At 40.9% G+C, this 24351-nt stretch carries 21 protein-coding genes and 1 other annotated feature; of the genes, 2 read left to right on the top strand and 19 right to left on the bottom strand.

The annotated features are described in order from the left end of the window. Positions 1–34: 34 nt before the first annotated feature. Entirely contained in the window at positions 35–619 is a 585-nt protein-coding gene (locus CSV60_RS08815) for a helix-turn-helix domain-containing protein (protein WP_099636713.1), read from the top strand. A gap of 49 nt (positions 620–668) precedes the next feature. On the opposite strand, the gene CSV60_RS08820 is transcribed toward CSV60_RS08815, so the two are convergent. From CSV60_RS08820 to CSV60_RS08845, 5 genes are all read right to left on the bottom strand, one after another. Next, entirely contained in the window at positions 669–1262 is a 594-nt protein-coding gene (locus CSV60_RS08820; protein ID WP_099636714.1) for a dienelactone hydrolase family protein, read from the bottom strand. Between the two features lie 649 nt (positions 1263–1911). Then, complete coding sequence (locus CSV60_RS08825) at positions 1912–2457, bottom strand: hypothetical protein (RefSeq protein ID WP_099636715.1); 546 nt, start codon at positions 2455–2457, stop codon at positions 1912–1914. A 71-nt stretch (positions 2458–2528) separates the two neighbouring features. Continuing rightward, a complete protein-coding gene (locus CSV60_RS08830) occupies positions 2529–3560 on the bottom strand; it encodes a S66 family peptidase (RefSeq protein ID WP_099636716.1) in 1032 nt (343 codons plus the stop codon). A 495-nt stretch (positions 3561–4055) separates the two neighbouring features. Beyond that, on the bottom strand, positions 4056–6701 hold the full coding sequence (locus CSV60_RS08835) for a valine--tRNA ligase (protein WP_099636717.1): 2646 nt from the start codon (positions 6699–6701) through the stop codon (positions 4056–4058). 53 nt (positions 6702–6754) lie between these two features. Further along, positions 6755–6972 (bottom strand) — a binding site (T-box leader). 227 nt (positions 6973–7199) lie between these two features. Next, positions 7200–7823 (bottom strand): hypothetical protein, encoded by a 624-nt coding sequence (locus CSV60_RS08845; RefSeq protein WP_099636718.1) that lies wholly within the window; start codon positions 7821–7823, stop codon positions 7200–7202. 70 nt (positions 7824–7893) lie between these two features. Here CSV60_RS08845 and CSV60_RS16120 point away from each other — a divergent pair, with 70 nt between their 5' ends. Next, a complete protein-coding gene (locus tag CSV60_RS16120) occupies positions 7894–8022 on the top strand; it encodes a hypothetical protein (protein WP_255397313.1) in 129 nt (42 codons plus the stop codon). A 98-nt stretch (positions 8023–8120) separates the two neighbouring features. Here the strand turns inward: CSV60_RS16120 and hemL are convergent, their stop codons facing one another. From hemL to CSV60_RS08915, 14 genes are all read right to left on the bottom strand, one after another. Beyond that, entirely contained in the window at positions 8121–9416 is a 1296-nt protein-coding gene (gene hemL / locus CSV60_RS08850) for a glutamate-1-semialdehyde 2,1-aminomutase (RefSeq protein WP_099636719.1), read from the bottom strand. 1 nt (position 9417) lies between these two features. Then, positions 9418–10398 (bottom strand): porphobilinogen synthase, encoded by a 981-nt coding sequence (gene hemB / locus CSV60_RS08855; RefSeq protein WP_099636720.1) that lies wholly within the window; start codon positions 10396–10398, stop codon positions 9418–9420. After that, positions 10379–11161 carry a uroporphyrinogen-III synthase gene (locus CSV60_RS08860; protein ID WP_099636721.1) on the bottom strand — a complete coding sequence of 261 codons (783 nt, stop codon included), beginning with the start codon at positions 11159–11161 and terminating at the stop codon, positions 10379–10381. Before CSV60_RS08860 ends, hemB begins: the two co-directional genes overlap by 20 nt. Further along, positions 11154–12083: a hydroxymethylbilane synthase gene (gene hemC / locus CSV60_RS08865; RefSeq protein ID WP_099629785.1), complete on the bottom strand. Its 930-nt coding sequence runs from the start codon at positions 12081–12083 to the stop codon at positions 11154–11156. The genes CSV60_RS08860 and hemC overlap by 8 nt, the downstream gene beginning before the upstream one ends. A 15-nt stretch (positions 12084–12098) precedes the next feature. Continuing rightward, entirely contained in the window at positions 12099–12929 is an 831-nt protein-coding gene (gene ccsA, locus CSV60_RS08870; protein WP_099629784.1) for a cytochrome c biogenesis protein CcsA, read from the bottom strand. Positions 12930–13150: 221 nt separating this feature from the next. Beyond that, positions 13151–14527, bottom strand: coding sequence for a glutamyl-tRNA reductase (gene hemA, locus CSV60_RS08875; protein ID WP_099629783.1), 1377 nt, complete (start codon positions 14525–14527; stop codon positions 13151–13153). A gap of 129 nt (positions 14528–14656) precedes the next feature. Continuing rightward, positions 14657–15238, bottom strand: coding sequence for a ribosome biogenesis GTP-binding protein YihA/YsxC (gene yihA / locus CSV60_RS08880; protein ID WP_099629782.1), 582 nt, complete (start codon positions 15236–15238; stop codon positions 14657–14659). Further along, positions 15235–17556 (bottom strand): endopeptidase La, encoded by a 2322-nt coding sequence (gene lon / locus CSV60_RS08885; protein WP_099636722.1) that lies wholly within the window; start codon positions 17554–17556, stop codon positions 15235–15237. The genes yihA and lon overlap by 4 nt, the downstream gene beginning before the upstream one ends. Positions 17557–17685: 129 nt before the next feature. Continuing rightward, on the bottom strand, positions 17686–18954 hold the full coding sequence (gene clpX, locus CSV60_RS08890) for an ATP-dependent protease ATP-binding subunit ClpX (RefSeq protein WP_099629780.1): 1269 nt from the start codon (positions 18952–18954) through the stop codon (positions 17686–17688). 209 nt (positions 18955–19163) lie between these two features. Then, the gene (tig, locus tag CSV60_RS08895; protein WP_099636723.1) at positions 19164–20450 is read right to left on the bottom strand and encodes a trigger factor; all 1287 of its coding nucleotides are present in this window, start codon (positions 20448–20450) and stop codon (positions 19164–19166) included. A 244-nt stretch (positions 20451–20694) separates the two neighbouring features. Beyond that, positions 20695–21660 (bottom strand): tetratricopeptide repeat protein, encoded by a 966-nt coding sequence (locus CSV60_RS08900; protein WP_099636724.1) that lies wholly within the window; start codon positions 21658–21660, stop codon positions 20695–20697. 148 nt (positions 21661–21808) lie between these two features. Continuing rightward, the gene (locus tag CSV60_RS08905) at positions 21809–22645 is read right to left on the bottom strand and encodes an SDR family oxidoreductase (protein ID WP_099636725.1); all 837 of its coding nucleotides are present in this window, start codon (positions 22643–22645) and stop codon (positions 21809–21811) included. Positions 22646–22647: 2 nt separating this feature from the next. After that, entirely contained in the window at positions 22648–23718 is a 1071-nt protein-coding gene (gene uxuA / locus CSV60_RS08910; protein ID WP_099636726.1) for a mannonate dehydratase, read from the bottom strand. A gap of 2 nt (positions 23719–23720) precedes the next feature. Further along, positions 23721–24350, bottom strand: coding sequence for a bifunctional 2-keto-4-hydroxyglutarate aldolase/2-keto-3-deoxy-6-phosphogluconate aldolase (locus CSV60_RS08915; protein WP_099636727.1), 630 nt, complete (start codon positions 24348–24350; stop codon positions 23721–23723). Position 24351: the final 1 nt, after the last annotated feature.

Consider the following 24351-nt stretch of genomic DNA (forward strand, 5'->3'; position numbering starts at 1 on the left):
TCGCCTATGATAATAGAGAGCAGGAGGGAAACCGATGGATACAAGTAAAGTTGGAGAATTAATCTATACATTACGCAAAGAAAAAGGATTCACCCAGAAACAATTAGCCGATCAAATGAATATTTCGGATCGAACGATTTCAAAGTGGGAGCGCGGATATGGTTGTCCGGATGTAACACTTTTATCCAATCTATCTAAGCTACTTGGTGTGAATATAGAAAATATTTTAGACGGTGAAGTATTGTCTAATGAGTTTATAGGAGGAAATATGAAAAAATCAAAGTACTTTGTCTGTCCATCTTGTAATAATATTGTATTAGCAACGGGCAATATTACACTATCTTGCTGTGGCAGGAAACTCGAAGCGCTACAAGCGATGAAAGCGAGCGACGAAGAAAAACTTACGATTGAAGAAGTCGATAATGAACGTTTTATCTCAAGCGACCACCCGATGACAAAAGATCATTATATCTCCTTTATCGCATTCGCGACTGGCGATCATGTCCAGATTATCAAACAGTATCCTGAATGGAGTTTTCAAACACGTCTACCTTTGAGAAAACATGGCACACTGTTATGGTACGATACACAGTTCGGTTTATTCTATCAATATATCTAAACAGCAAAAGCACTTCTATTCATGAAGTGCTTCCCCCTACACAATTCTTTCAATTATTTCTAAAGAAGTCTATCGTTTGCTTAAAGGTAATATGAGCTAATTCTTCATTGTATGCAAAAGCGTATGGATCACTAAATCCATGCTTCCCATCGTACGTATATACCTCCACATTCGGCTTTTCTAATTTCAAAACCATTTCTTTCACATCAAATGACTTCTCGGTATTCGGAAAGTACAACAAAGTTGGACAAGTGGGGTTCATTCCTGCATAATCTCGTATTCGTGATCCGTAGTATCCAACCATCCCATCTACGCACTCTTCTTCGCTGCAGAGCCAAGCAATTGTCGCTCCTACACTGAATCCAAGTATAAATACTTTTTCGTACTGGTCCTTCATCTCCACCAATAACTCTTTTACCTTACGTGCGTTGTTTTCGAAACTATCATGCTGCATAAAATTTTCATAAGCTACCTCTTCTTGTGAATAATCAAAAGGTGTTTCTTGAGGCAACAGATTTGGGCAGATCACATCGTAGTCCTTCTCAGACAACGCAACACATATGTCTTTCATAAATTGATTGATACCGTATATTTCATGAAGAACTATGATACAAGTTTCGGAAGTAGATTTTGTTTTACTCATTCTATTTTCTCCTCACGTCATTCATAAAACGTATTTTCTAGAAGTTACTGACTTAACTGTACGTATAGCTACTAGCGCAGATACTGCTTATTTATACTACCGAATTCCCCTTGTCTAGACTGTAGCTTCTATCATTACATCTCTTCTTTCTTAATGAAATGGGAGAGATCATACTAATTAGCAAACCAGTTTACAACCAATCAACATTCCAAGTGGTATCAGACTGTCTAATCATGACTGAGCGCACTTCGGTTTTTTCTTAGCCAACGAACCTAGATTAGTTTTCTGATCCAATCTCTTTATGACAAAGACTACAATTAGTGACGGTACAATGAAAGGAAAAACAATACATAGAGTTTCACTAATTGCTTGCATAGCTAAACTCCTTTCCGCTTAGATCTATAATTATATTATGTAAACTAGATCGGTTAGTGGAAGTGTGGAAAATACTATGATTCCTAACTTCCCGAATATCTTCAACATCTTTCTATTTTTCAGTTTTCCTTCTAAATATCACTCTTTTGTATCGTACCAACTAAGCGCTTTTCGCTCTAATTCCTTCACAAACATACTTTTCCCTTCTATATAAGATTTTAAGTCGTCAGGAAATATGCTAGCTAGTCTCTCATATGCTTTCTCCCTACCATTATTAATCTTCCCAATAAAAGATCGCATCCAAGACTAGATATTGTCGCTCATTCCGATAAATCGTCGGTATTTTTGTTTTAAACAATAGTGGCGTACTCATCTCATTCGCAGCTAATAATTTGTAATTAAACTCTTGTAAAGCTTTCTGTAATTCTGTTGCTAGTGTTTCCAATTCCTCACTAACAGCTAGCGAAGTAGGTGTATCAAGTATTGAACCATATCCACCACTTACTTCCTCAGCCGTCTCTATCCGAATTGTTCTACACCTTACATCTTCACCCATTATAGCAACTGATGCTAGACGACTTACATCAAGTATAATACCTTTTATCTCTATCTCACGCATTCCATACTTTTCTTGTACGGTTATATAATCTTCTTTCCGATAACAAAAAAACTCCACAAAGGAAGCATAGCCGCTGCCGAAATGATCCCATTCCGCTTCGCAGACCACATTGTGGATACGACAGATTCGATAAAATAACCGATTGATATGTGCCAAGACTTCCTGTTCATCATCACTATCATAAGGAAAAGTATCCCCCATAATCTCCCCTTCAATGAACATTTGTAACTGCCGATCAGTAAATATTATAAACACCCCATTTCTTAACTATTTTACTCAACGCCACTCTCTACAATTGAAAACGTCTTTCGTATACAATCTATTTTCGCCAACGCTCCATATGGTAAAATGCATTTAGGTTCCGTATGACCGAAGTTCAAGTTATACAAAATAGGCAAATGCTCCAAGTCATACTCTTTCATCACAGTAAGGATTTCCTCTTTATACTCATCAAAGTATTTCTCGTCTTGAGGCTTCGCGAAAATTATCCCATTCACATGATGTAAAATTCCTTGTGCTGCATAATTTCTTAACCAGTATCGAATCAAACTAGGATCAGGCTTCTCTTCGGATGTTTCAAAGAATACTATACTATCGTTCCAATACTTGTCTTCGGGCCAAATCGCCGTACCCTTCGCAAATTCCAATACTTCGATACATCCACCAATCAATCGGCCTTGCACAATACCAGAGCCCTGAAGTAGTTCGTATCCAGTATTCTGATTCATCGTACGCCGCTTACTCTTATTCGACTCGATCCATTCCAACCGCTCGCTTGTCCATCTTTCAGCCGGTTGTATCTCACCTATGATTTCATTAGAAAAGAGAATTCGATTCACCATCTCGACCGTGTAGGAATCCATTTCAACATTCTCGGCAAAATCAGTTAATATTGCGGGTCCGTAGAATGAAGAAATTCCCGCTTTATGACAAAATAAATGCGATACCGTAACATCAGAGTATCCCATGAAGACTTTTGGATTTTCTCGTATTACGTCAAAATCAATGTATGGAAGTAATCGGATACTGTCCTCCCCACCGATATTCGCAATGATCCCTTTAATATTGGGATCGCTAAATGCCGCCATTAGATCTTCTGCACGAGCTTTCGGGTTTTCATAGAGAAAGTCGGCTCCTTTTAAACTGTTTGGCATTGGCACGATAGTTAGTTCGAATAGATCTTCTAATCTCTTTACGCCTTGTTCGTACCGCCACCTAATTTCCGGTTCTCCTGCGCCTCCCCACGAAGGGCTCACTGTTGCGATCCGATCACCACGTTGCAATTTCTTCGGTTTAATTAACATGCGCTTCTCCCCTTTACATATTCATAGCTGTAAAGTAAATATACAGTAGATACACGGCCGGAATACACGTGGTAATACATCCTATAATGCGGATTTTTTTAACTTAACTGCAAAGCTAAGCCGACTTAACAAAAAATCCATAAACAACCTTCTACACACGGTCTAAATATTATGAATTCAATTATACCCATAAGAATCCAATAACACTATTTATAGGGTACTATGTTTTTATAAGAACATTGACTTAGATGGTTTTGGTTTTTACTTATTAAACTATTTCCTCCTCAAAAAGTAGGAATTCAGGCATAGGAACGGCAACTCTCAGAGCATTAGTCGGACAAGCGAGACAACCAAAGAGGGCAAAGCGAACTGGTTGGCCTACCGCGCGCACTTTATGAAGGCATCCTTTCATCCCACCACTCTCTACTTCAACATTAAAAAAAGCCCATTCAACAGCATCACACTGTCGAATAGGCCTTCTTTTTTAAACTACTTTTAAATCTCTTTCAACTCTGCAATACGACGCTCAACCGCCGCGTACTTCTCCAAATAATCCTTCTCTTTCGCACGCTCTTCTTCAACAACTGACTCAGGTGCTTTCGCAGTAAAACGTTCATTCGACAACTTGCCTTGAACCCGCTTCACTTCACCTTGCCACTTGCCAAGTTCCTTCGTCAAACGAGCCAACTCTTCGTCTATATCAATCAATCCTTCAAGTGGCAAGTACAGCTCTGCACCCGTCACGACTGCTGACATCGTTTTGCCTGGCGCATTCACTTTCACACCAATTGTTAATGTTTCAGGATTACAGAATCGCACAAGATAGTTACGGTTCTCTTCAAGTACCGCCACGGTCTTCTCGTCTTTCGCTGAAATATACAAATCGACTTTACGACTCATCGGTGTATTCACTTCTGCACGGATATTACGCACGGATTTGATGATATCCATCAACAATTTCATATCCGAAGCACGCGACTTGTCCATCATAGCCGCATCCACTTCAGGCCACTGTGCTACTGTAATCGACTCACCTTCATGGGGAAGGTTCTGCCAGATCTCTTCTGTTATGAAAGGCATCAATGGGTGCAATAAACGCATCGTCTGATCTAAAACATGCGCAAGAACCGAACGTGTCATTTTTTTCGCTGCTTCGTCTTCACCGTATAGTGGCAATTTCGCCATTTCGATATACCAGTCACAGAAATCATCCCAGATGAAGTTATATAACGCGCGGCCCATTTCACCGAACTCATACCGGTCAGCCAAGCTAGTTACCGATTCAATTGTTTCATTCAAACGAGTTAAAATCCATGCATCTGCAACAGATTTCTCTCCTGACAAATCGATTTCTTCATATGTCATGCCATCCATATTCATTAAGGCGAAACGGGAAGCATTCCAAATTTTATTGGCAAAGTTCCAGATCGCTTCTACTTTTTCTGTAGAGTAACGTAGATCTTGTCCTGGTGAAGAACCTGTTGCCAAGAAGTAACGCAATGCGTCTGCACCGTACTGCTCAATTACGTCCATTGGATCTACACCGTTACCGAGAGATTTAGACATTTTTCGCCCGTCTTCCGCGCGTACTAATCCGTGGATCAAGACATCCTTGAATGGACGCTCTTCCGTGAATTCAAGAGCTTGGAAAATCATGCGGGACACCCAAAAGAAGATAATATCATATCCTGTAACAAGGGCATCTGTTGGGTAATATTTTTTAAATGTTTCGCTGTCAACATCTGGCCATCCCATAGTTGAAAATGGCCATAAGGCAGATGAGAACCAAGTATCTAGTACGTCGTTGTCCTGAGTCCAGTTTTCTTCATCAGCTGGTGCTTCTTGACCCACATAGATTTCACCTGTTGTGTTGTGATACCAAGCTGGAATTCGGTGACCCCACCATAGTTGACGAGAAATACACCAGTCATGGACATTTTCCATCCATCCTAAGTAGGTTTTCTCGAAACGTTCAGGAACAAACGTCACTTTTTCTTCTTCATTTTTCTGCAGATTGATTGCTTGCTCGGCAAGTGGCTGCATATTGACGAACCATTGTGTAGATAGATACGGCTCCACTACCGCGCCACTTCGTTCCGAGTGTCCGACAGAGTGCATATGGTCTTCAATTTCAAATAGCACATTCATCTCTTGTAAGTCTTTGACGATTTGTTTACGGCATTCGAAACGATCCATGCCTTCGTACTTGCCTGCTAATTTATTCATCGTGCCATCTTCATTCATGACGAGCACACGTGGCAAGTTATGACGGTTACCTATTTCAAAGTCATTCGGGTCATGCGCAGGTGTAATTTTCACTGCACCGCTTCCGAAATCCATTTCTACGTAGTCATCCGCTACGATCGGAATCTCGCGTCCTACGATTGGCAATTTAACCATCTTACCGATCAAATGCTGGTAGCGTTCGTCATCGGGGTGAACTGCAACAGCTGTATCACCAAGCATCGTTTCAGGACGTGTTGTCGCTATTTCAATCGAGTCTGTGCCATCTGCCAATGGGTAGCGCATATGATAGAATGCACCTTGCACATCTTTATGAATAACTTCGATATCAGATATCGCTGTCTTCGTTGCAGGGTCCCAGTTGATGATATACTCTCCGCGGTAGATCAGCTTTTTCTCATACAACTTAACAAATACTTCACGTACTGCTTTTGACAATCCTTCATCCAAAGTAAAGCGCTCTTGTGAGTAGTCAAGAGCTAGACCAAGCTTCGCCCATTGTGCACGGATATGGCTCGCGTATTCTTCTTTCCATTTCCATGTTTCTTGTACAAAGTTTTCACGTCCAAGATCATAACGTGTTTTACCATCGGCGCGAAGTTTTTCTTCTACTCTTGCTTGTGTCGCAATTCCTGCGTGGTCCATTCCCGGCAACCATAGTGCGTCATACCCTTGCATACGCTTCATGCGGATGAGCATATCCTGTAAAGTCGTATCCCATGCGTGTCCTAAGTGAAGCTTTCCGGTAACGTTCGGTGGTGGGATCACAATTGTATACGGTTTTTTCTCGCTTTTTACATTCGATTCAAAATACTTACCTTCAAGCCACCATTCATAACGTCCTTTTTCCACTGCCTGCGGATCGTATTTGGTCGGCATCGTCAATTCGTCAGTCATTTCATTTCCTCCTTCAAATAAAAAGGGATACAAAAAAGCCCCACTCATCCCGGTAAAAGGACGAAGGAGCTCGTGGTACCACCTTTATTTATGAATGCAAAAAGCATTACATCTTCATGATTTGGTAACGGTCTTCACCGGTTCCTGCTACTCATATTTCACAGAAACTGCTCATAGGGGACTTCCATATGCGGTTTCCAGGTACGTTCCACCAATCGTACCCTCTCTAAAGAAAACGGTTCACATGTACTTTCCTACTCTTCGCATTTATATTCATATACACATTATTATAAGCGAAACATGTAGAGTCCGTCAACTGAATAGCAGTCTATAGAGAAAGGATGGTGAACGATGCGAAAAGGTTATAATCCCTATCTGTTGCCGCCGTGGCTTCGGAAAACAAGATTTTACTGTAAAGGCTGTATCATCCCGATCACCGTGTTTCAATTGATTCGATTACTACTTATCCCGACCACTGGCGATTTTTTAGTATTTTGCTTACTCGCTGCTTTGTCCTTCTGCTTCTACAAAAACATTATTTGAGTGGAAGATCTTTCTCGTTATATCGTCATCCATCTCGGCGATGTATAAGAGAAAGTCTTCCATTTCATTATTTACTTGTTCAACGGCACGATCAGCATTTGCAAGAAACTCTAAATGGGATGTCGAGGCAGCTACGAACTGTGGTGCTGCGGGCACTTCTTCGATTACAACCGGTTCTTGTACAGGCTCTTCCTGTTTCAAGTGAACGGTCCACTCAAGTTTCAATCCCCCGTCTTCCTGTGATGAAGATTTAATATCTCGCACTTCCAGTTGCAAGTCGCCATCGAGTTCTACTGGTAGATCAACATTCAAAGGCACAGCATATTCAAAATATCCTTTATTGTTTTCTACTTCCACGTCATGAATAACTAATACATCTTCAGTTGCCAATTCTACTTGCTTGTCTGCATCAAATACAACGTTTGCCGCGATATGATAGATCCCTTGCAAACGGATTGCATCTTCCGTACGTTCTTCCGTAAACCCTGGCGTCACCTTTACCTCAGCCGATTTAGCAAATGCCCCGTACTCCACAGGGAAATAAAAAGACTCTTGCAATGTCCATTGATGTGTTGTCATTTTCGCTTCACTCCTTTTCTTAACTCAGGCTACTATATGAAGAAATAAAGGAATTTAGAAGTGAAGTATAATGTGGAATGGGAATGGGAATGAAACGATCGCAACCGCGCTATTAAAGCCTAGCATCGCGCCAAAAGGACAGCACACCGCGCAAATGCCAGCGTACACCGCGCTATTGATCCCGAAGACCGCGCCATAACATCTGAAAACCGCGCCAATCCTCGCCAACACCGCGCCATCATCATAAAAAATGAACATAAAAGCGCCAAGCAATAAAATCTGCTTGACGCTTCAAGATTATCGTTTCAACTTCTCAAACACTGTATGGAAAGCTTCCACAGTCTTCGCGATATGCTCTTCTGTGTGGGCTGCTGACAAGAACATACCTTCAAATTGGGAAGGTGGTAAGAAAATACCTTCTTCTGCCATTAGACGGTAATACTCTGCGAACAGTTCCAAATCGGAAGTTTTCGCTTTATCGTAGTTATTGACACGTTGATCCGTAAAGAAGAACCCGATCATCGAACCAGCACGGTTGACGGTATGTGGAATATTATTAGCTTTCGCTGCTGCGCGGAAACCTTCTTCCAACTGATCGCCAAGCTTGATGAAGTGTTCGTATGTTTTCGGCGTCAACTTTCTCAACGTTTCAATACCTGCCGTCATGGCTAACGGATTGCCAGACAATGTACCCGCTTGATAAATAGTTCCTGCCGGTGCTACATGTTCCATAATCTCGCGAGAACCGCCATACGCACCTACAGGCAATCCACCACCGATAACTTTACCAAGACATGTAAGGTCGGGTTTGACGTTGAAGTGACCTTGTGCACATTTATATCCTACACGGAATCCAGTCATGACTTCATCGAAAATTAATAATGAACCGTTTTCTTCTGTTAACTCACGTAAGCCTTTAAGGAAGCCACTATCCGGTCCTACAACGCCCATGTTTCCTGCAACCGGTTCTACAATAATTGCAGCTAGATCGTCTCCATACTCTTTAATGGCCAATTTAACACTTTCCAGATCGTTATACGGGACCGTGATCGTGTTTTGTGCAATCGTTTCAGGCACTCCAGGGCTATCAGGCAAACCTAATGTAGCAACACCCGAACCTGCTTTAATAAGTAAGGAATCCGCATGCCCGTGATAGCAACCTTCGAATTTAAGGATCTTGTTACGCTTCGTATAGCCACGTGCTAAACGAAGTGCACTCATTGTTGCTTCTGTACCAGAAGACACCATACGTACCATCTCGATGGATGGTACACGGTCGATTACAAGCTCTGCCAATTCATTTTCCAGAAGTGTAGGTGCTCCGAAACTTGTACCTGTTTCAGCTACTTTCTGCATGGCAGATACTACGTCTGGATGTGTGTGTCCTAGGATTAGAGGACCCCAAGATAGAACGTAGTCAATATATTCATTGCCATCGATATCCTTAATGATCGCACCTTTACCACTTTCCATAAAGATCGGATCCATATTAACTGATTTGAAAGCACGCACTGGTGAGTTGACGCCACCTGGCATTAAATCCACTGCTATTTTGAACGCTTCTTCAGATTTCGTATATGATTTTTGTCCCATATTATTTCTCCTCCAACCAGCGAGCTGCATCTTTTGCATGATATGTCATGATGATATCTGCACCTGCACGCTTCATACTTGTTAATGTTTCTAACACAATTTTCTTCTCGTCTACCCAGCCGTTTAATGCAGCCGCTTTGACCATTGCGTATTCCCCACTGACGTTATATGCCACGACAGGTAGGAGTACATGATTTTTTACGTCGCGAATGATATCGAGATAAGACAATGCTGGCTTAACAATTAAGAAATCTGCGCCTTCAAGAATATCAGATTCCGCTTCACGCATTGCTTCCATACGATTTGCTGGATCCATTTGATACGTTTTACGATCGCCAAATTGTGGTGTGGATTGCGCCGCTTCACGGAATGGACCGTAATAAGCAGACGCATATTTAACTGCATACGACATAATGGGAATGTTTTGGAATCCTGCATCATCTAGCGCTTGACGAATGACCGCTACAAAACCATCCATCATATTCGAAGGTGCAATGATATCCGCTCCCGCTTTTGCTTGACTGACTGCTGTCTTCGCTAGCAGAACGAGACTAGCATCGTTATCTACATCATTGTCGTGAATAACGCCACAGTGCCCGTGATCTGTATACTCGCATAAACAAGTATCCGCTACAACGACCAATTGCGGATGCCGTTCTTTCACCGCACGTGTTGCACGTTGAATGATTCCTTCGTCGTCATATGCTTCAGTGCCCGTTGCATCTTTATTCGAAGGTATACCGAATAAAATAATTGATGAAATACCTAATTCGACGACTTCATCCGTTTCTTTTAATAATAAATCAATAGAAAACTGATCTACTCCTGGCATAGAAGCGATTGGATTACGCACGTTCTCGCCTTCTGTAACAAAGATAGGATAAATGAAATCCGCTGCTTTAATTTCTGTCTCTCTAACCATCGCTCGAACGGTAGGATGTGTACGAAGTCTACGATGACGCTTAAATTCTATTGGACTCATTTGTGAACTCTCCCTTTCGTTTGGCCAGTTCATGGACTAGCTCGACTAATGTATACGTTTTGGGCTTGATGTGAACAGGCGCACCCACTTTTAACAATGCACGTTCCGTAACATGACCGATCGCGCAAACCGTAAAGCCAAACCATGTTGTTTTCGGGGCAATACTTGAAGAGAATACTTCCACCGCCGACGGACTTGCGAACAATACGGACACTTGATTTTTATGAAGTATAAAACGACACAATTTATCTATTTCACTCGTTGCACTTTTGGTCTCATAGACTGTCCATTCGGAAACATGAAACGGCAACTCCTCACGAATCAAACTACCAGCAAGAGTACCTTTCAAAAAGACCACGTGTAATCGTTCCGACTCTTTTGGATTAAACTGTTTGACGAAAACATCTGCACTAAACACGCTTGGAATGAAAGATACGGCAAAGCCGAGTCGATCTAACGCTGCCGCTGTTCGAGTTCCGACTGCAGCCACTTTTCCTTTGAACGTATCTGCTGTTACATTGAACCGCAACATTTTTGCACGGAACGCAGCAACTGCTGATTGGCTCGTAAAAATGAGCCAATCAGCTTTCATTGCTTGTTGCAACTTTTGCTGATCAGCCTTCTTTCGTATTTCTCCCACTTCAATTAGTGGAATTGAAACCGGAATGCCTCCGTACTTTTTCACCAGTTCGGCAGCTTCCGTGGATTTTGGTGTTCCTGTGAAAATAACCGTTTCTCCTGCTAACGGTAATGCGTTACGCATCCATTTCCGCCTTCACTTTCTCGATTACTTCAGCAGCACCTTGCTCACGTAAAATTTTACTGACTTCTTTACCCACTGCAACAGGATCTGTTCCTTTCACTGTTTCACGGAACACTTGAATTGCATCCGGAGACGCGATGAAACCAGTCATTTCCACTTCATTACCATCAAACTTTGCAAATCCTCCGATTGGTACTTGACAAGAACCATCCATTTCATTAAGGAACGTGCGCTCAGCTTGTAGCTCAATCCATGTGCTCTCATCTGTTAATTTCGCTAGTTCATTTAGTAATTCTGTATCGTCTTCACGACATTCAATCGCTAATGCTCCTTGTCCTACTGCTGGAATACAATCTTCGAGCGATAGGTGTTCTGTGACGATGCTGTCATCCCAGCCCATACGCTTAAGTCCTGCCGCAGCCAAGAGGATTGCATCAAATTCACCATCTTGGAGCTTACGTAGACGTGTATCAATATTTCCACGAATCCACTTAATTTCAATATCTGGGCGCAACATTAATAATTGTGAGCTACGACGAAGACTGGATGTTCCAACAACCGCGCCTACTGGTAAATCCATGAAGCGAACATGGTCGTTTGCGATGTAAGCATCACGTGGATCCACACGTTTAGGGATACAGCCGACTGTCAAACCATCCGGAATTACCGCAGGCATATCTTTCATGCTATGTACGGCAAAATCAATTTCTTTATCAAATAATGCTTGCTGGATTTCTTTTACGAATAACCCTTTACCGCCCACTTTTGATAACATGACGTCTAAGATTTGATCGCCTTTCGTAACAATCTCTTTTACTTCAAATTCAAATGGTGCACCTGCTTGCTTCATTTGTTCAATAAACCATTTCGTTTGAGTCAATGCCAGCTTACTTCTACGTGAACCTACAATAATTTTTCTCAAAAAACTCTTCCTTTCTTATATCCATAAATGAAATTGTGACAGCGTGCTGCCCAAAAAGAAATTCACAACCGTTAAAAGAAATGCAAATATCGTCATCCAAGCAAACTCCACTGATTGAAGCTTACCCTTATAGTTGAAATAAATAACCGAAGAATAGATGAGTAATACTGCAAAGGATCCCATAATTTTTACATCAAATAGAGACCAATTCTCAAGCGCTACATACGCCCATTGAACACCGAATAATAAACTGACGAATAAAATCGGGATGCCAGTATAGATCGACATTTTCATTCCCATCATCGTCTGATGCAAATTCGGTAGACTGGAAAAGCGTTTTCCAAATTTCTTACTTTTTAGTACGTTATATACAATCAAATACAATACAGCAAAAACAAATGCTAACGCGAACACTGCATACGAGAGGATTGCTGACGTAATATGGACAAACAGTACTTCCGAAATAAGCGAATCACCAACAGTGGATGCTGTGTATTTCAAATTGGAAAAGACATGAATCATTAAAAATACAAATCCAATGATATTTGTGAAAAACACCATGAAGTTCACTTTATAAATCAACTGGAACACAATAGATAATGTGACCAGTAACCATACATAAAAATAGATTCCTTCAACTAGCGATAATACTGGAAAGCGCTTCATCTGAATTATATAAAGAGATAAAATCGCGGTTTGTGTAACCCAGACGGTAACGATAAGCCAAAAAGCAGTACGATGAACAACTTTTGACTTCTTCAAGTAATCAATTAAGTAAAAAACAAGACCGAGGGCATAAAGAACAATCATGACTTCCTGAAGTCTTGCGACGGTTAAATCAACCATATGCTATTCTCTGCCTTTCAAGCGAAAACCTCTCTTTTGATAGTAAGGAGTGTTCGTCTATATTGTCTCAAATGAGAGGGTGTTACTGCAAATAATTGCATCCATAATAAGCATCTTTCTACTAGTTTACCGAATATTTATGCATGTATTGCCTATTTAACTGCAATAAAAAAGTGGGCCTGTATCATTCTTGTGAAAGACAGATACAGAACCACCTGGGATTAGTGTTGATAATGTAAGTTCGTCACATCCACACCATCTGATTTTCGATCAGCGCGCTTTTGAAGACGTTCTTTTGCTTGTAATGCCAGCTGTTCCTTTTCTGTTACGACATCTTCAGAAATTCCAAAGATTTGTTCGAAAAGAGCGAGTTTCTCTGCTGCTTTTTTATCAGTAGATAATTCTTTAGCCTGTAAAATAGGTTCTTTTAACAATTGATTAATAATGGATTTTGTATGCTTGTTCAGCACTTTCTTTTCACGTTCGGTTAAATCGGGCATTTTATTTTCGATACTCTGCATCGTTTCGCTCTGAATACGACTTGCTTTCTTGCGTAATGCAGAAATCATTGGCACGACACCAAGCGTTGTTAACCAATCCTTAAAGGCAACTACTTCCTGTTCGATCATCAGACCGATCTCTTCAGCTGCACGCTTACGTTCAGCCAAATTTGCTTCGACAATGCCTTGTAGATCATCGATATCATACAAGAATACATTGCTTAGTTCACCGATTTTCGGATCAAGATCACGTGGCACAGCGATATCCACCATGAATAACGGCTTGCCTTTACGTAGTTTCTCTACAAAATCCATCAATTCATAATCAATGACATATTCAGTAGCACCAGTAGAGCTGATTAAAACATCTGCTTCTAGTAATAAGCATTGCAACTCTTGCATAGATTTCGCTTCACCATTAAATTTCGCCGCTAGAATTTCTGCTTTGGAGAATGTTCGGTTGATTACAGTAATCTTCCCAACACCGCTTCCTTGCAAGTTCTTAACTGCTAATTCACCCATCGTACCTGCACCAAGAATCGCAATATGCTTATCCTTGAGTGAACCGAAAATCTTTCTTCCGAGTTCTACTGCTGCATAGGAAACTGACACAGCATTTTCACCAATTGCTGTATCGGTATGTGCTCTTTTTGCTGTCGTAATCGCTTGCTTGAACAATTCGTTGAATACGGTACCAGTTGTACCAATATTTTGCGCAGCGAAAAAACTACTACGAACTTGTCCTAATATTTGCGTTTCCCCAAGTACCATGGAATCAATGCCTGCAGTTACACGTAATAAATGTTCCACTGCACCATCTTCTTCATGAATGATCAAGTGACTCGAAAAGTCCTCCATGGGAATAGAAAACCAATCGGCTAGAAATCTTTTTATATAATATCGTCCTGTATGAATCTGATCCACCACCGCATAGATTTCTGTGCGGTTACAAGTGGAAATAATGATGTTTTCCAAGATGCTCTTTTGCTGTTGCAATGTTTGCATCGCTTGTGGCAAATCAGCCTCGACGAATGATAGCTTCTCTCTAATTTCGACAGGGGCGGTTCGGTGGTTAACACCGACAACGACTGTATACATTAGGTGCTCACACCTTTCGGAATCATTTTCTTATACTCATTATAACATACATAGCGCTTTAGTCGGAATGCAAATTGTGAACATCGTTTGAAGTCATAATGTAACAATTCGATAAAATTAGATCGTTACTTACATGCGACTTTCAATTTCATGCCATGCTTCATCCATCCCAATACCTTTTTCAGAGGAAAACAGGATGAGCGGCTCGTGTATCTCCATGTTAAATGTTGTACGAACGATTTTCTTATGCTTCTCCCATTTACCTTTAGGTATTTTATCTGCTTTTGTCGCTATGACAATCGTCGGGATATTGTAATGAGAAAGGAAATCATGCATCATGCAGTCATCTTTTGTCGGTGGGTGACGTAAATCAACAATCTGCACTACCGCACGCAATTCTTCTCGTGATGTAATGTACTGTTCGATCATACCGCCCCATTTTTCTTTTTCAGTTTTCGACACTTTGGCGTACCCGTACCCCGGTACGTCAACAAAAAATAATTTTTCCTCAATCTTATAGAAATTGAGCGTTTGAGTCTTTCCCGGCTTTGAAGATGTACGCGCCAAACTTTTACGCCCAATCATTTTATTAATAAAGGAAGATTTCCCTACATTCGAGCGGCCGGCCAACGCAAATTCAGGATAACCTTCTGTTGGATATTGTTCAGGACGAACCGCACTCATAATCATTTCTACGTTATGGACTTTCATTTCTTTTCCTCCAAAGCGATATCGAGTACTTCATGAGCATCCGACACGAGTTTAAATGTTAATTCTTTTCTTACACTATCTGGAATATCATCTAGATCACGTTCATTATCTGACGGGATGATAATTGTTCGCAATCCTGCACGATGCGCACTCAGCGTTTTTTGTTTTAGTCCACCAATTGGCAATACACGTCCACGCAGTGTCACTTCCCCTGTCATACCGACTTCACGGCGAATCGGGCGTTCCGTCAATGCGGATACTAGTGCCGTTACGATCGTTATACCCGCGGAAGGTCCATCTTTTGGCGTGGCGCCTTCAGGAACGTGAATATGAATATCCCATTTTTCATGGAAATCAGGATCTATTTGAAATGTCATGGCTTTGGAACGCACATAGGACAAAGCGGTTTGTGCGGATTCCTTCATAACATCCCCAAGTTTCCCTGTCAGTAATAACTTACCTTTACCTGGAGATAATGAAACTTCAATTTGCAATGTATCTCCACCCACAGATGTATAGGCTAGCCCAGTTGCCATACCTACTTGATTGACTGTTTCTGCCTGTCCAAAACGGAAACGCTTTTTGCCAAGTAAGGCTTCTAAAGATTTCAGACTCACTGTTAGACTTTTTTTATCACCTGCTAGAATTTGACGCGCGGCTTTACGACAAATGCTGGCAATTTCTCGCTCAAGTGAACGGACACCAGCTTCACGTGTATAGTAACGTACGACTTCGAGAACTGCTTCTTCCTGGAAACGAAGTTGTGACTTCTTGAGGCCGTGTTCTTTCATCTGTTTGGGAATCAAATGATTGATCGCAATCGATTGTTTTTCCTGTTCTGTATAACCGGGAATCGAAATGATTTCCATACGGTCACGCAATGGACCGGGAATAGCCCCCAGATCATTTGAAGTCGCAATGAATAAAACACTCGAAAGGTCATACGGCTCTTCTATATAATGATCACTAAAAGTACTGTTTTGTTCAGGATCCAGTACTTCCAGCATAGCAGACGATGGATCTCCTCGGAAATCATTAGACATTTTATCGATTTCATCGAGTAAGAAGACTGGGTTGACAGTGCCGGCCTTTTTCATACTTTGGATAATACGCCCAGGCATCGCGCCTACATACGTTCGACGATGACCACGTATTTCAGATTCATCACGGACACCACCTAGAGATAGGCGGACAAATTCACGTCCTAGTGACTCCGCAATAGAACGGGCCAAAGAAGTTTTACCCACTCCTGGTGGACCATCTAAGCAAAGAATCGGACCACGCAGAGAATTTGTCATCTGACGCACCGCGAGATACTCTAGAATTCGCTCTTTAACGTTTTCCAATCCTTCATGATCACGATTCAAAATCTTTTCTGACCGAGACAAATCTAGTTGATCTTCTGTCGCATGAGTCCATGGCAACATAATGAGCCACTCAATATAATTACGAATAATGCCACTTTCAGCTGAAGCGGAAGGAATCTTTTCATAACGTTCCAACTCGCGCTCTGCTGTCTCTCTAACAGATTGCGGCATATTCGCTTCTTCAATTTTCTTTTTTAGTTCGGACACTTCAAGACCTTTACCATCTTTATCGCCTAGCTCTGTTTGAATCGCCTTTAATTGTTCGCGTAAATAAAACTCTTTTTGCGTGCGTTCCATTGCATCTTTCACGCGTTCATTAATTTTTTGTTCTAGCTCCATGATTTCCTGTTCATTATACATTCGACTGATTAGCCATTCCAAACGTTCAGGCACGTCCAGTATTTCAAGCACTTCTTGTTTTGCTGTTAATTTTAACGGCAAGTTTGATGCGATCATATCTGCTAACCTACCGGGTTCTTGAATGCTTTCAACCGTCTCCAGTGTTTCGTCGGAAATTCTTTTGCTGTTCTTCACATATCGTTTGAACTGTGCAACAAGTGAACGCATTAGCGCTTCTGCTTCCGCGTCTTTTTCTTCGCTTTCTTTATAACATGTGACATTGACAACTGGATACAGGTCAGCTTCTTGGTAACTGCTCCACGCTGCTCTATGTATGCCTTCGATTAATACACGATACGTACCATTTGGTAATTGAGTCATTGATTTGATAGTCGCCAGTGTACCTATTTCATATAAATCATCTATTTCAGGGTTTTCCAAGCCTAGATCTTTCTGAGTTGCAAGGAAAATTTGACTATCACCTGCTAATGAATGTTCAATAGCGAAAACCGAGCGTTCACGGCCTACATCAATATGTAATAGCATCGTCGGATAAACAATCACTCCGCGAAGTGGCAATAATGGGATGTTCTGTTTTTGAATCGTCGGCATGAATAGCCACCTCCAAATAAGTTATGTATATGTATGTATAATGCGTAATAAAATCCTATGTAAGAAAAGGCCGACTGCCGAACGTATAAGATACGCATCGGTGGAGCCGGCCCTTTTGCCTTTTCGGCGTTATGCGGTATTTTTTTCGTTATCTGATTCGTATACAGATCCGTCTTCTCGGTGCAAGATCGGAGTAGACTTACCAAGAACAGAGTCCTTCGTAATGATACATTTCTTCACTTCTTCAAGTGAAGGTAGATCGTACATTACATCCAACATGATATTTTCAATAATGGAACGAAGTCCACGTGCACCCGTTTTACGAGCAATCGCTTCTTTTGCGATTTCGATCAATGCATCATCTTCAAATTGAAGATCTACATCATCCAGTTCGACCATCTTCTGGTATTGTTTGACGATCGCATTTTTGGGCTCTGTTAGAATTTGATACAATGTATCTGCATCTAATGTATCGAGCGTTGCGATTACCGGCAAACGACCAATAAATTCTGGAATCAAACCGTATGATTGAAGATCCTCAGGAATCAATTTAGCCAATAGGCTATCTTCTTCATTGATTTCTTGCTTGGATTCAGAACCAAAGCCGATGACTTTACGTCCGATACGGCGTTTAACGATATCTTCAATTCCATCAAATGCTCCACCTACAACGAATAAGATATTCGTTGTGTCGATTTGCAAGAACTCTTGATGAGGATGCTTACGGCCGCCTTGTGGTGGAACGCTCGCAACCGTTCCTTCAAGAATCTTCAGCAAGGCTTGTTGCACACCTTCACCCGATACGTCACGAGTAATCGACGCGTTCTCAGATTTACGAGCTACCTTGTCGATTTCATCAATGTAGATAATACCTTTTTCAGCTTTATCGATATCGAAGTCTGCTGCTTGAATTAATTTCAAGAGAATATTCTCTACGTCTTCCCCGACGTATCCTGCTTCAGTTAATGAAGTCGCATCTGCAATCGCAAATGGCACATCCAAAATACGAGCCAACGTTTGTGCCAGTAATGTTTTACCGCTACCAGTTGGACCGATTAAGACGATGTTGGATTTAGCTAGCTCGACATCATCAATTTTACTGCTTGAATTTACCCGTTTGTAATGATTGTACACTGCTACAGCGAGTGATTTCTTTGCGCGATCTTGCCCGATGATATAGTCATCGAGGATACCTTGGATTTCTCTTGGTTTCGGAACATCTTTTAGCTCGAAGCCTTCTTCAAGACCTACTTCCTCTTCCACGATTTCCGCACAAAGTTCAACGCATTCATCACAAATATAAACACCTTGACCTGCTACCAATTTGCGGACTTGCTCTTGAGATTTCCCACAAAAAGAACAGCTAAGGTTATCGTTTTCATCATTAAATTTGAACATTATGCTCACCCCTATTCAAGTCAATATACTACAAGATTACCATGACTTAATCAACTATTTAGAACTTAATGACCGATTACAACCAGCCAGATATGTATGGTTATTTGTGTTCTAGCTTGTGGAGTTTCCGGAAGACTATACATGAGTTCTTTTATTTAAGAAAAACAAGGTACGGACAACCCGTACCTTGTTGCGTTCATATAGAAAGATTAGTCGATGATTTTTGCGTTGTCAACAAGTAGTTGTACTGTTTTATTGAAACGAAGGTCGTTCTCCAGTACAGATGTACCACCAAGAGTAGTCTTGATTTGCTCAACGTCCATACCGAATTGCTCAGACATTTTTTCAAGCTCAGCTTGTACTTCTTCTTCTGGCACTTCTACTTCTTCAGCAGCGCCGATTGCTTCAAGTGTCAATGAAACGCGTACGCGGCTTAGTGCGTCGTCTTTCATCTGATCACGAAGTGTTTGCTCGTCTTGACCAGAGAACTGGAAGTAAAGATCCAAGTTCATGCCTTGCATTTGTAGACGTTGTTCGAAGTCCTGCATCATACGATCCGTTTCTGAATCGATCATCGCTTGTGGAATGTCCATTTCAGCGTTGCTTGCAGCTTGTTCTACTAAATCGTCACGAAGAGCTGTTTCAGAATCATTCTTTTTCAGTTCTTCAGCTTCTTCTTTCAACTTCGTGCGTAACTCTTCAACAGAAGATACACTCTCGTCGATTTCTTTTGCCAACTCACCATCAAGTTCAGGAACTTCTTTAGACTTGATTTCGTTCACTTTCACTTTGAATGTAGCAGGCTTTCCAGCTAATTCAGCAGCATGGTATTCTTCAGGGAAAGTGATTTCAATTTCTTTTTCTTCTCCTGTTTTCATGCCTACTACTTGCTCTTCAAATCCTGGAATAAATGAACCAGAACCTACTACAAGTTCGTAGTTTTCTGACTGTCCACCTTCAAAAGCTTCACCATCAGCGAATCCTTCGAAATCGATTGTAGCTGTATCGCCGTCTTCCACAACGCCATCTTCTTTGACTACCATTTCTGCTAGTGCTTCAGTACGTTGTTGAAGCTGTGCGTCTACCTCCTCGTCTGTTACTTCAACTGCTTGACGAGTTACTTCAAGACCTTTATAATCTCCAAGCTTTACTTCTGGCTTAAGCGCTACAATTGCAGTGAAAACAACAGGCTCGCCTTTTTCTAGCTTTTCGATGTCGATTTCAGGAGCTGCGATTGGATCTACGTCCGCTTCGTCTACTGCAGCAGAATATGCTCCAGGTAGTACGATATCGATAGCATCGTTGTAAAGTGATTCTTCACCGTACATTTTGTTGAACATTTTGCGTGGCATTTTTCCTTTACGGAATCCAGGTGCCTGTACTTTCTTTACTACTTTTTTGAACGCTTCATCTAATGCTTCGTTGAAACGATCTACGGAAACTTCAAACGTAAGTTTCCCTTCGCTACCCTCTAATTTTTCCCATTTAACTGTCATATGTATGACCTCCAAATCATTTGCAATACTTTTATTTTTATTTTAATCAATTATACCTTCGCATGATTGTATCTGAATTTTTTCTGTACATCCTAAAAAATCTTCGACACTCTTTGAAGGCTTTACCTGAATCGGCTCAATTTGTTCCGCCTGTAAGAAGCGACAACACTGCTGAGGACAGGTAAGCAGTTGACAACCATTTTAGTATAACATAGTCTATTCATCTTTCAAGAATTAATCACTGTCAACGCTCCATTTCTTCATCCACCGAACGTATGAACGATAGCAATGAAGAATCCTCCGTCTGCTTACCGTATAATAACTGCTTTGTATACGCAACATACGCGCTGGCTACCTCTTCCGCTATGTAAGGCCCCCAGTGGAATGGAAACAGTAAGACACTGTACTTAAGGATCAGATTGACAACCAGTTCACTAGCCGTGGGATCTTTTTCAAATTGCGCTTTTGCGAGAAACTGCACTTCCTGAACAAATTGATCTTCTTCGGGTGAAACTAGTCTCGATGGATTAGCTTTTGTTTCAAAGTGGTATTTCCGTACAGCTAGTGACTCTTGATAGCCTATTTGTTGCAATAACATCAACGCATAGGTCTTCACAACAGGTAACGCTTCCTCTGTTTCAATTACATCTACTAACACTGGAATATACGGTTGTAATTTCTGATGTTGCAATGAAAGTAAGAATTCCTGTTGCTCCATCGGTCCCATTTGGTGAAATTGCTCGCTTGTAATAGAAGGCTCCTCAATAGAAGGTTCTTCATAACGATCAGATAATCGACTATTCAATTCTCGCAAGTATTGAAACTTCTGCAAGCTATATTCTGGAATGATTTCTTTCTCCAACAGACCTTGTATCGTCAGCTCTACCTCATCGTATTGCTGTAATTGGATCGAAATCGAAAGATAAAGCTCAAGTAATTCTATGTAATCGCCAGCTTGGTTTTGCATAGCAAGAAGTGCGAATTCTTTTGCTCGTTCATATTCTTTCATTTCATATAAAGAAATAGCCAAACCATCAAAAACTGTGTAATCTTCTGGATCAATTTCTAATACAGATTCGAAATTTCGTGCCGCTTCTTCATGAAGGTCACGTTCCAATGCCTGTCTACCTTCACGATGAAGACGTTCGAGTGTTCCAGGAAAGACGACCACATTCCCTATTCTAATGACTTTTCTGTGCTTTTTTTGCACCGTAATCACCTGCCCGCTTTGTTACTTTCACTATAGCACAGCAACTGAAAAAAATTCTAGTTCGGGATGTTTCTATTGAAGGCCTGGTTATATTACAACACAAATAACGCAAAGATTATCTAATAACCTTTGCGCTATTTACAATAAATCACACACCTGAATAGGCCATAAAACCACCATCTACAGGAACAGTAATTCCAGTAACAAAACTAGAGTATGATTCATCAACAAGCCATAACATAGTACCAAGCAGATCTTCAGGTTTACCAAAGCGTTTCATAGGAGTACTATTTAAGATTTTATTAGAACGCTGTGTATGATTTCCATCAGCATCAATTAATAAGTCATGATTTTGCTTTGTCAAAAAGAAACCCGGCGCAATAGCGTTGACGCGTAGATTAGATTCAGCGAAATGAACCGCCATCCACATTGTGAAGTTATTGATAGCTGATTTCGCAGCACTATATGCAGGCACTTTCGTCATCGGCGAAAATGCACTCATGGAAGAGATATTTAAAATAACAGGAGATTCTTGTTCTAAAAGCACTTTTCCGAAAACTTGACTAGTTAGAAATGTTCCTGTGAAATTACTAGCAAACACTGTCGATAATCCCACTTCATTCATCTGGAAAAAGGATTGTTCCGCTTCATTCCCACTGTAGATCTCTTCTGAAGTAATTGCATCAGGGTGATTACCCCCTGCACCATTTATGAGGATATCTACTTTTCCAAATTGTGAGACTACTAGATCTTTTGCTGTTTCTAGTGAGGATCTGTCTAGAACATCTCCTTCGACAGCTATTGCTTGTCCTCCAGCTTGTTGAATTTCAGCTGCTATTAGCTGTCCGTTTTTTAACGTGCGGTTGATAATAGCTATCCTGACACCATGTCTGGCTAATTCTATTGCCATAGCCGAACATAGAACTCCACTACCGCCTGTTACTACAGCCACTTTATTCTGTAAGTTTTGGTGAATGGTCTGCAAAGTTATTTCACCTCGTTTTTCTTATGATATGCATCCCAAAGCCCGAGCATATACATAATACCCAACGCACGATCGTATAATCCGTAGCCTGGACGACAGTCTTCATTCCATAAATGTCTACCGTGATCAGGCCGTATATAACCCTCGTATTGTTGTTCAGCTAATGTTTTCACTACTCCAGCTATATCGATTGAACCGTCTTCCGTAAAATGAGAAGTCTCGATAAAATCACCATTGTCAAATATTTTAACATTACGTATATGAGAAAACGGAGCATACTGCGCATACTTTTCAGCGAGATACACCATATCATTTTTTGGGTTTGCGCCTAATGAGCCTGTACAAAACGTAATTCGATTCGAAGGTGAATTTGAGATAGATAATAATCTCTTTAGACTTTCTTCACCAGTAATAATTCTTGGCAAACCAAAAATAGACCATGGCGGATCATCGGGATGTATGCCCATTTGGATATCGCATTCTTCCGCAATCGGTAAAATTGCATTTAAGAAATAGGAAAGATTATCCCATAATTTTTCTTCATTAACTTCTTTATAGGCCTCTAATAAATTCGTAATCTTAGCTAATCGTTCAGGTTCCCATCCAGGCATCGTTAACGTAGATGATTCTGAAACTGATTTAATAAGTTCCACAGGATCGATACCTTCTACTTTTGCTTTTTCATAAAATAATGCAGTCGATCCGTCTGGAAGCGGGTGATGCAAATCAGAGCGCGTCCAATCAAATACAGGCATGAAATTATAGCATATTACTTTAACACCTGCTTTTGCTAAATTGCATATCGTTTGCTTATAGTTTTCTATTAATTCATCACGTTCAGGTAACCCTAGTTTAATGGATTCATGAACATTAACGCTTTCCACAACATCCGCGTGAAAGCCATGAGATTGAATATATGAAACCTCATCTTGAATTTCTTCTTCCGTCCATAACTCACCAGCTTGTTTATGGTGAAGGGCCCAAACTATTCCCTTTGTTCCTGGGATTTGTTTGACTTGTTCCAACGAAACTGTATCGTTGTTTCTACCATACCATCTAAAAGTAATATTCATTGTCATTTTACCCCCTTAACTTTTTCCATATACGTTTCTGCCAGTTTACTAACTGCTTCTTCACCTCCAGCTTTATATGCTTTGGTGAGATCACTACCAATACCAACAGCCACGGCCCCCGCTTGTAACCAATCGCTTATATTATCTAAAGAAACGCCACCCGTAGGCATGAAACGAGTATGTGGTAACGGGCCTTTAAACGCGGAAATTATAGAAGGCTTAAATTGATTGGCTGGAAATAGCTTTAAGATATCACAGCCACCTTCCATAGCTTTATTCATTTCTGTAATGGTCATGCAGCCAGGAAGATAAGGAATAGCATAGCGATTGCACATTTTTGCTATTTCCTTATCATAATGTGGACTAACAATGAATTTAGCGTTTGCCAGAATTGCAATACGCGCTGTCTCTGGATCTAAAACTGTTCCCGCACCTATCACAGCATCTTCATCTACTAAACCTTTAAAGGTATCTTCAATAAAAGGTGTTGTAAATGTTAGCTCAATCACTGAAATACCACCTGAAATAGCGGCTTTCGAAATAGCAATTGCTTCTTTTGCATTGGCAGCACGAATAACCGCCACAACTTTTTGTTTCATAATATGATGAATTACTTGGTGTTTTGGAAGCATA

It is taken from the genome of Sporosarcina sp. P7 (genome assembly GCF_002743425.1).
Taxonomy (GTDB): domain Bacteria; phylum Bacillota; class Bacilli; order Bacillales_A; family Planococcaceae; genus Sporosarcina.

Bases quoted from the DNA above. Each gene is read 5' to 3' on its own strand.
- CSV60_RS08815 (WP_099636713.1), top strand. From the start codon at position 35: ATGGATACAAGTAAAGTTGGAGAATTAATCTATACATTACGCAAAGAA.
- CSV60_RS08820 (WP_099636714.1), bottom strand. From the start codon at position 1,262: ATGAGTAAAACAAAATCTACTTCCGAAACTTGTATCATAGTTCTTCAT.
- CSV60_RS08825 (WP_099636715.1), bottom strand. From the start codon at position 2,457: ATGGGGGATACTTTTCCTTATGATAGTGATGATGAACAGGAAGTCTTG.
- CSV60_RS08830 (WP_099636716.1), bottom strand. From the start codon at position 3,560: ATGTTAATTAAACCGAAGAAATTGCAACGTGGTGATCGGATCGCAACA.
- CSV60_RS08835 (WP_099636717.1), bottom strand. From the start codon at position 6,701: ATGACTGACGAATTGACGATGCCGACCAAATACGATCCGCAGGCAGTG.
- CSV60_RS08845 (WP_099636718.1), bottom strand. From the start codon at position 7,823: ATGACAACACATCAATGGACATTGCAAGAGTCTTTTTATTTCCCTGTG.
- CSV60_RS16120 (WP_255397313.1), top strand. From the start codon at position 7,894: ATGTGGAATGGGAATGGGAATGAAACGATCGCAACCGCGCTATTAAAG.
- hemL (WP_099636719.1), bottom strand. From the start codon at position 9,416: ATGGGACAAAAATCATATACGAAATCTGAAGAAGCGTTCAAAATAGCA.
- hemB (WP_099636720.1), bottom strand. From the start codon at position 10,398: ATGAGTCCAATAGAATTTAAGCGTCATCGTAGACTTCGTACACATCCT.
- CSV60_RS08860 (WP_099636721.1), bottom strand. From the start codon at position 11,161: ATGCGTAACGCATTACCGTTAGCAGGAGAAACGGTTATTTTCACAGGA.
- ccsA (WP_099629784.1), bottom strand. From the start codon at position 12,929: ATGGTTGATTTAACCGTCGCAAGACTTCAGGAAGTCATGATTGTTCTT.
- hemA (WP_099629783.1), bottom strand. From the start codon at position 14,527: ATGTATACAGTCGTTGTCGGTGTTAACCACCGAACCGCCCCTGTCGAA.
- yihA (WP_099629782.1), bottom strand. From the start codon at position 15,238: ATGAAAGTCCATAACGTAGAAATGATTATGAGTGCGGTTCGTCCTGAA.
- lon (WP_099636722.1), bottom strand. From the start codon at position 17,556: ATGCCGACGATTCAAAAACAGAACATCCCATTATTGCCACTTCGCGGA.
- clpX (WP_099629780.1), bottom strand. From the start codon at position 18,954: ATGTTCAAATTTAATGATGAAAACGATAACCTTAGCTGTTCTTTTTGT.
- tig (WP_099636723.1), bottom strand. From the start codon at position 20,450: ATGACAGTTAAATGGGAAAAATTAGAGGGTAGCGAAGGGAAACTTACG.
- uxuA (WP_099636726.1), bottom strand. From the start codon at position 23,718: ATGAATATTACTTTTAGATGGTATGGTAGAAACAACGATACAGTTTCG.
- CSV60_RS08915 (WP_099636727.1), bottom strand. From the start codon at position 24,350: ATGCTTCCAAAACACCAAGTAATTCATCATATTATGAAACAAAAAGTT.